The 701-nt window shown below is 45.1% G+C and carries 1 protein-coding gene; it reads right to left on the bottom strand.

Annotation, left to right across the window (positions count from 1 at the left end; all coding sequences use genetic code 11):
- Positions 1–87 precede the first annotated feature (87 nt).
- On the bottom strand, positions 88–701 hold a 614-nt coding region (locus tag ACS8FC_RS17590; RefSeq protein ID WP_439297738.1), incomplete at its 5' end, for a nucleotidyltransferase family protein.

Below are 701 nucleotides of genomic sequence, written 5' to 3'. Positions count from 1 at the left end.
ATAAGATATAGAAATCATCTGTGTAAAAAAGCAGCGTTGAACGATCAACGCTGCTTTTTTGTGTTTACCAGTGTATTTTTGCTTATCTTATGAATTTACCCGACCTCGATGGTTATCGACATCGTTTTTTTCAATAAACTCATTCACTTGTGCCAAGCGCTCAGCTGTACCAACGTCGATCCAGTTATCAGTAATCACTTCAGCAGTAATCTGGAATTTAATCATCGCTTGCTTAAGTAGAGGTGCCAATGCGGCAGACTGTCCTGATACTAGTCCTTCTACCAACGCCGGAGACATCACGCTGATACCAGCGAAAGTAAATTTGTCCGCATCACCAACTGGCTGCTCGCTGGCAAGACCATTATTGATAGCAAAATCACCACCATCATTGTGCTCTGGGTTGTCAATCAACAACAGATGCGCGCGCTGATCCGCTCCTAATGCATAGTCTCGCAACTGAGCAAAATCATAGGTCGTCCAAACATCAGAGTTGACGAGAATAAATGGCTCGTCTCGCAGCTTGCCTGACTGTAATGCCTGAAAAATGCCACCTGCCGTCTCTAGCGGTTCATCACCTTCTACTGACCAATGTAGTTTGACCCCATATTGCACACCGTCGCCTAATGTATGCATCAGCTTATCCGCCAGCCATGATGCATTGATCGTGATGTCAGTGATACCTGCGGCTTGTAGTGCTTTAA

It is taken from the genome of Psychrobacter sp. 1Y4 (assembly GCF_051847555.1).
This window is presented reverse-complemented; position numbering and strand designations above follow the sequence as displayed.